We start from the raw sequence: 7,595 nt of genomic DNA, 5'->3' as shown, positions 1-7,595 counted from the left end.
CGGCAGGGCTCCGGTGACCAGCCGGTGCGCGTGTTCGAGCAGGCCGTGCGCGGGTCGGCTGCCGGACAGGGTCAGCAGGGACAGGAGCACCAGGTTGCGGTACGGGTGGCGGGGTGTGCCGGACTCGGGCAGGGCGGGCATCGGGACTCCTCGGAACGGTTCCGAGCGAGCCTAGGGACACCTGGACCGCCACATCCGGGAAACGCCGAAACCTGCCGCCTATGCCCTGAAAGTCCTGTGTAAGAGGATTTTCCCGGATGTCACCCGTCCGGGTGGGTGCCGCGCAGGGCCTTGCGCCTTGGCGCGGACCCTTCGCCACCGAGACGAGCAGACCTGAGGAGACTCTCCCCCCTTGATCGCGCACCGTGGTCGAGGAGGCCGTCCGCCGTGCGTGCGCCACCACAGCGGCACCCTGTCCGCGTGGGCTTGGGCCTGCTCGTGCTGTGGCCGGTCCCTGGCTGGGACTCACGACCAGAGCATGCCACCGTCCTCCAGCGAGACCTTCACCTGCTGTCACGCACCAACTCGTTAGCAGGCCCGGGGCCGGTGCCTCAACCCCGGGCGAGGGCGCGCAGTTCCTCCAGGCTCGCGGCACGGGACTCGGGGGCGTCGGCGTCCACCCGTCCCCCCTGGGGGTCGTCGACCCTCCCGGCGCAGGACCGGAGCGCCTCCAGCGCGGTCAGCCCCTCACCGCGCAGGCGCACGTGCTCCATCGTCCACCAGCCGCGGGCGGCGTTGCCCGCCGCGTCGGGCGGCAGGAGGGGCTGGAAGTCGCTGGCCTCCTCGGTGTCCGAGGCCCACAGGTAGCCGATGAGGACGCCGTCCCGGTGCACGGGCAGGTACAGCACGGGACCTGCCGTGGTCGGCGCGTAGGAGCGGCCGACCAGCACCGGGGCCAGCGCCTCGTCGCTCCACCGGTCGAACACCTCCTGCCCCGCACCCGGCGCAAGGGAAGAGCCCCCGGCGCCGTCGGCCCCGCGGGACGGTTCGGAGTCCGTCCCACCCCGGTCCGTGCGGTACCCGTCCTCGGGTGAGCTCCCACCGTCCATGGCCGTCCTCACTTCCTCTCGTCTCCATCAGTCACCTCGGTGTCGCGGGCCCCGCCCGGATCAGGGGGAGGGATTCCGAGCAGGCGGTCGGCGTGCTCGGGCACGCTCCCCGGTGGGACCGCCCCGGCCCGGTCGTCCTGAGGGGCCCCGGTCCAGCGTGCCAGCGCGCCGAGGGCGTCCAGACCCTGGGCCCGGGCCAGGATCAGGCGGCGCACCCAGGCGCCCTTGGCGTTCAGCCCCGCCGGACCGGGCGCGGGCAGGAACCCCGCGGCGGCCCCGTCCCGCGAAGCCCAGAGGCGGCCCAGCACGCTCCCGTCCCCCCGCAGCACCGGGACGTGCAGCACCGGCCCGTCGGTGTCGGCGGCGAACCTGGGCTCGGCGCCCGCGAAGTCCGGGCGGAACCCGTCCCGCGCGGCCCGCTCCTCGTCGGCCATCTCCCCTCCTTCGTCACGGTCGCGGTGTGAACGGCAGCACGGTGACCCGCAGGGTCCACTGCCCGGTGTCGGGGTCCTGGAGCGCGTCGTCGATCCTGAAGCGCGTTCCGCGCGGCAGGAGGAGTTCCCGCTCGGAGCGGTGCACGCTGTCGTCGCCGATCCACAGGGCCGGGTGCCCCGCGGGCACGGCCAGGTGGAACTGGTAGGCGGCGGTCCGGTTCACGGTCTCGGCCCCCAGCGACCCCGAGAGGAAGCCCCGTTCGACGAACTCCGTGCCGATCAGGTCCGTGGCGTCGTGGAAGGGCCGCCCCGGCGGGGCCATGAAGCCCACGTCGAACACCGAGCGCCGTACCTCGACCGCCTCCGGAACCGGCTCCACGGCCCGGTCCAGCATGTCCATCCCCTCGCGCAGGAGGTCCCAGGTCTCCTCCGCGTTCTCCTTGGACGGAGTGTGCCCGCCGAACCACTTCTCGACCCACGCGCCGAAGAACCGGTGCTCGCTGAGCCGAAGGACCTCGGACTCGGGGCTGGCGTGCCGGGAGAAGTCGTTGTAGAACTGCGCGTTCTTCGTGTAGGCCCGGGCGGAGTTCTGCTGCTCCGCGGTCAGGGACGGGAACCGGCCGCCGAGGACGAGCTTCCCGTACCCCGCGCCGTCGCCGTCGGTGGCGAACCGGCGCACGCCGTCGGGGCCGACGTGTCCGGGTCGGTCGTCGGGCAGGTCCGGCCCGGCGGGACCTCCCCCGGAGGCCGCGGCATCGGTTCCGGCGGCGGCGTCCAGCCCCAGGAGCGCGGTCAGGAAGGTTTCGGTGCTGTCGCCGAGCCCTGCCGCTTCGGGGTCGGTCACGGTGGTGTACGTGCTGGTCTGCACGCTGAACACCTGGAGGTCCGAGGTGTCCCCCGCCTGCTGTTCCGGGGCCGGAGCGGTCTCCGGCCGCTGCGGGACCACCACCTCGGCCTCGATGTGGAACCCCGGCAGTCCGAACGATCCGCCCCAGCCCGCGCGGGTGATCCGGTAGGTGGTGCCCCGGGCGAGGACGACCTCGCGCTCCTCCGGGTAGTCGCTCCTCTCGCCGATCCACAGGCCGCGGCTGCCCGCGGGCACGGTCAGGTGGACGACGTGCCGGGATTCGGCCTTGTGGTGCCCGGCCAGCCGGTTGCCCAGCGACACGGACATGAAACCGGGCTCGGTCTGGACGGTGCCCACCAGGGAGTAGGGGTCCATGTCCCGGAACCCGTCGAGGAACGCGACGTCGGACAGGCCGCGGACCATCTCGACAGTCTCGGGCAGGGGGCGGTCGACGGCTCGGTCGAGGCGGCCCAGGGACGCGGCCACATCGGCCGCGGTGGGGAACACGCCCCCGTTGGACCGCGCCACGGTACCGGCCCCGCCCGCGTTCGCGTACCAGCCCGCCAGTTCCGCCTCCGGGTCCGGCGCGTCGAGGATGTATCCGACGAAGCCCGCGGTGTGTCCGGGGACCAGGTCCCGCGCCAGGAGTTCGCGAAGGCGTTCGACGGTGGGCCAGGACAGGCCGTTCAGCTCGTACAGGCTCCAGCCGCGGGCCGCCATCGGATCCGTGCGGACCTGGAGGCGGGTCGACTCGCGCACCCTGTCCAGGGCGTCCTGGACCCGTTCGGCCGGGAGGTCGTCGCGGACGACCGCGTTGAGCCATCCGTCGGCCGTGTACCCGCGCACGTCCTCGCGCTGCCGTTCGTGGAGGGTGTCGAAGGCGTGCGGGTTGTTCGCCGGATCGTGGAGCCAGCGGCCGTAGGCGTCGGTCTCCTCCACGGAGCGGAACCGCCGCACGCCCCGGTCGTCGACGTACCCCCTGCCGTCGTCGGCGGGAACGGTGCCGACCGGGAGCCCGGTCCCGGCGACGGAGGTGTCCGCGGAGGCGTCGGTGTGGGCCGTGTGTTCCTCCTCCCCGCCGGGAGCGGCCGTGTCCTGCCCGGTCCCGCCGGTCGCGGGAGGGGCGTCCTCCACGGTCGGCGGCCGGGCCCCGGACGCGGCGCCGGCCTGTTCCGGAAGGATGGCCTCGGCGGACAGCAGCAGGCCGTGGGCGGTCCTCTCCGCGCCGGTGACGCGATAGGACATGCCTCGGGGCAGGACGATCTCGTGGTTCGACGGCCGCGGGCCCTGCGTCCCCAGCCAGAGCCCGTGCGCGCCCTCGGGAAGGGTCAGCCGGACGGTCGCCGCGGGGTGTCCCGGGCCCACCGGTTCCGGGTTCACGGAGACCGTGGTGTAACCCGGACTGCTCTGGACCGTGCCCACGAGGCCGGAGGGATCCCCCTCGTCGTACCCCTCCGGGAACCGGAGGCCGCGGGTGTGGGGCAGGACCCACGTCGTCTCGATCGCCCCGGGGAGCGGGCGCCCCACCGCTTCGTCGTAGGTCCCGAGCAGTTCCCGCACACCCTCGGCGGAGGGGTAGGTCCCCCCGTTGGCCGCGGCCAGCGCCCCGGCCGCACCGCTCCTGCGGTACAGCTCGGCCAGCCGGTCCTCGGGTCGCCCCAGCGTGAGGACCGTCCGCAGGAAGTGCGTCCTGGGAACCCCCTCCTCCGCGGCGTCCACGATCTCCCGCAGCCGCTCCGGGGTGGGCCAGGCGAGGCCGTTGGCCTCGTAGACCTCCCAGCCGCTGCGGCCGTGGGGGTCCACGACAGAGGGCCGCTCGATACGGCTCATCGAGCGCAACCGGTCGAGTTGCGTCCGCATGTCGTCCGGGGGCACCAGCGCCAGGTCCGCGAGCCACGGGGTGTCCGAGAACGCGGCGACGACGCGGCGCGCCTCCGCGGGGAGGGTGTCCAGTACCGGCATACCGCGCTCCGCGCGCGCGGCCCGGTGCGCGTACCAGTCGGCCTCGGCGGGCGTTCGGAACCGCCGGACACCGGACGCGTCCACCCGTCCGTCCGAGAGCGGGTCCGCGAAGGGCTCCGGACCCAGGACCACCTCCGCGGAGAGCACGGTCACGACCCCGCCCGTGTTCGGGTCGAACGCGTCCCGGACACCGGTGATCCGGTAGGTGGAACCGCGGGCGAGGGTGAGTTCGCGCTGCCCGGGATCGTGGCTGCGGGAGCCGATCCAGAGGCCGTGCGCTCCCTGGGGGACGTTGAGCCGCAGGAGGTAGCGGAAGGGGGCGGAGTCGGTCTTGAAGGGCTGGTCGCCCAGGGTGGTGGACATGTACCCGGGCTCGGTGTGGACCGTGCCTTCGAGGTCGTTGGCGGCGTACCCGCCCACCGCGTGCAGCAGGTGGTCGATGGAGTGCATGCCACGGGAGACGACCAGGCCTTCGGGCAGGGGGCGGTCGACGGCGTCGTCGAGGAGGCGGAAGAGTTCCAGGACGCGGTCCACGTCGGGATAGGTCCCGCCGTTGTGGCGGGCGATGACCCCGGCGTACCCGGCGTTGTGGAACCAGTGGCGCAGCTCCGCGGCGGGGTCGCGTGCGGTGAGGACGTAGTCGACGAGTCCGGCGGTGCGCGGGGGGAGGCCGTCCGGGTTCGCCCGGATCTCGCGCAGCCGGTCGAGGGTGGGCCAGGTGAGCCCGTTGGCCTCGTACAGGTCCCAGCCGTGGGCGGTCGCCACGGTCGCCGCCCGCCCGGCCTCGTGCCGGGCCCCGGCCCGCACCAGTTCCAGCTGGCTCGCCACACCGGCCGGGGACAGGGGCCGGATCCGGGCCAGCCGGGTGATCCAGGCGGACCTGGTGTAGGCGTCGACCATCCCTTGCCGGTCGGCGGGCAGGGTGTCGAAGGCATGGGGGTTGTTGGCCGGGTCGTGGAGCCACCGGTCGTAGGCGTTCAGTTCGTCCAGGGAGCGGAAGCGCCGGTATCCGTCGTCGCCGACGTGTCCGCGGCCGTCGCCCGCCGGAAGGCGCGTCCCCTCGTCGACGACCGTGGAGGCGTCCGAGTCGTCGTCCCGGTCCTCCGCCGACGGCTCCCGCGCCGACATGTCCGGGGGGACCGGCTCGGCGTCGATCTCCATCCCGTCGTCGGTGATCCGGACGTCGGTGACGCGGTAGCCGAAGTCCCGGGGCAGGACCAGCGCGTACCGGTCGCCCGTCGCGCCCCGGTCGCCGACCCACAGGCCCCGGGCGTCTTCGGGGAGGACCATGCGGACGACCGCCACGGTGTCGCGCGGCGCGGCGGTGAAGGGCGAGTCGCCCAGGGAGACGGTGGCGTATCCCCGCTCGCGCTGGTCCCTGCCCACCACGGCGGTCAGGTCGTCCCAGTCGTATCCGTCGAGTTCGGCGAGGTCCCGGTCGACATCCAACGCGAAGGACACCGCGATCGGGCCGGGCAGGGGCCGGTCCACGGCCGCGTCCATGTCCCGGATGATCTCCAGGGCCCTGTCCCCGGTGGGGTAGACGCCGCCGTTGGCCCGGGCGATCTCCCCCGCCTCGTCCGCGTTCTCGTACCAGTGGTCCAGCCGCGCCCGCGGCTCGGACGACCCGAAGACGTCCGCCGCGATCGCCGCGAACGCCGGGGAGCGGCCTCCCTCGGCGTACAGTTCCCGCACCCGTTCGAGCGGGGGCCACGACAGGCCGTTCGCCTCGTAGAGCACCCACCCGTTGGGACGGTCCGGGTCGGCGGCCTTCTCCAGGCTGGTCCTGCTCCACCGGTCGAGCCGGTCCTGGACCAACGCCGGGTCGGAGGCCGCGAGCCGGGCGAGTTCGCTGAGCCAGGGGTTCGCGGTGTGCGCGCCGATGAGGGCGCGCAGCTCCGGCGGGAGGGCGCCGTAGGTGTGCGGGGCGCCGTCCAGGTCGTCCATCCGCTCCGCGTAGGCGTCCAGCTCCTCCCGGGTGCGGAAGACGCGGGCCTCCCCGCCGCTCGTCTCGGGGGCCGCGACCGCGGTGTCGCCGTCGTCCGTGCGGTCGAGCGGGGTCCGGTCGGTGCGCGCGGCCGAGGCCGTCGGCGTGTCGTCGTCGGAGTCGTAGCGGTCGAGGAGGGGGCGGTCGTCGTAGGCGTCGTCGTCGGAGTCGTAGCGGTCCAGGAGCGGCCGGTCGTCGTAGGCGTCGTCGGCGCTCTCGTGCCCGGAGTCCTCCAGTCCCAGGAGCGCCGCCAGCCCGGCCTCCTCGTCCGCGCCGAGGCCGGGTTCGTCGGCATCGGTGACGGTGGCGTCCGTGTCGGTCTCCACGGTGAACACGTGCAGGTCGGCGGACTCCTCGACCCGCGGCGGGGCCGGGTCGGCATCCGGCCGCGGCGGCACGATCACCTCGGCCTCGATGTACAGGCCCTCCAGCCCGCGGGAGCCTCCCCAGCCCGCCCGGGTGATCCGGTAGGTCGTACCCGCGGGGAGGATCAGTTCGCGCTCTCCGGGGTACCTGCTCTTCGAACCGATCCAGAGGCCCCGGGAACCGCGGGGGAGGACCAGGTGCACCGCGTGGGCGTACCTGGCCGTGACCCCGGCGAGCTCGTTCCCCAGCGACGTGGACATGAACCCGCGCTCGGTGTGGACGGTCCCCACGAGGGAGTAGGGGTCCTTGCCGTCGAAGCCTTCGAGGTGGTCCAGTTCCTCCAGGCCGCGGATCACCTCGATCCCCTCGGGCAGGGGCCTGTCGATGGCCTCCGTCAGGGTCCGCAGGTGTTCGAGCGCGCGTTCGGGGGTCGGGAACACGTCGCCGCTCGACCTGGCGATCTCCCCGGCCTCACCGGCGTGCACGTACCAGTGGTCGAGTTCCTCCTGCGGGTCCTGCGCGTCCAGGATGTACCGGACGAAGCCCTCGGCCCTCTCCGGAACGCGCCCCTGCGCCAGGAGTTCCCGCAGCCGGTCCAGGGTCGGCCACGCGAGGCCGTTCATCTCGTACAGCTCCCAGCCGCGCGAGCCCATGGGGTTGGTCTCGAACGCCGCGACGGTGTCCTGGCGCATCAGGTCCAGCACGATCGCCACCTGGTCCGCGTTCATGGACTCCCGGGCCACGGTGTTGAGCCAGCCCTCGATCGTGTAGCCGATGACCCGGTCCCGGTGCTCGGAGTCCAGGGCGTCGAAGGCGTGCGGGTTGTTGGCCGGGTCGTGGAGCCACAGGTCGTAGGCGTCGAGTTCCTCCTCGGTGCGGAACCTGCGGATCCCGTTCCCGTCGACGTACCCCCGTCCGTCGCCGGGCCCGTGCCCGGCGCGGAGCGCGTC

General features: G+C 73.7%; 3 protein-coding genes. All 3 read right to left on the bottom strand.

Features of this window, described 5'->3' with window-relative positions:
* Positions 1–551: 551 nt before the first annotated feature.
* On the bottom strand, positions 552–926 hold the full coding sequence (locus DQW06_RS00090) for a hypothetical protein (protein ID WP_231972682.1): 375 nt from the start codon (positions 924–926) through the stop codon (positions 552–554).
* Between the two features lie 131 nt (positions 927–1,057).
* Positions 1,058–1,483 carry a hypothetical protein gene (locus DQW06_RS00085; protein WP_013153555.1) on the bottom strand — a complete coding sequence of 142 codons (426 nt, stop codon included), beginning with the start codon at positions 1,481–1,483 and terminating at the stop codon, positions 1,058–1,060.
* Positions 1,484–1,496: 13 nt separating this feature from the next.
* The coding region (locus DQW06_RS00080; RefSeq protein WP_304598486.1) for an ADP-ribosyltransferase at positions 1,497–7,595 on the bottom strand (6,099 nt) is incomplete at its 5' end.

It is taken from the genome of Nocardiopsis sp. TNDT3 (assembly GCF_003427465.1).
Taxonomy (GTDB): domain Bacteria; phylum Actinomycetota; class Actinomycetes; order Streptosporangiales; family Streptosporangiaceae; genus Nocardiopsis; species Nocardiopsis dassonvillei.
The sequence above is the reverse complement of the archived record's forward strand: the minus strand, read 5'-3'. Positions and strand labels throughout refer to the sequence as shown.

Coding starts and splice junctions, on each gene's coding strand:
- DQW06_RS00085 (WP_013153555.1), bottom strand. CDS start 1,483: ATGGCCGACGAGGAGCGGGCCGCGCGGGACGGGTTCCGCCCGGACTTC.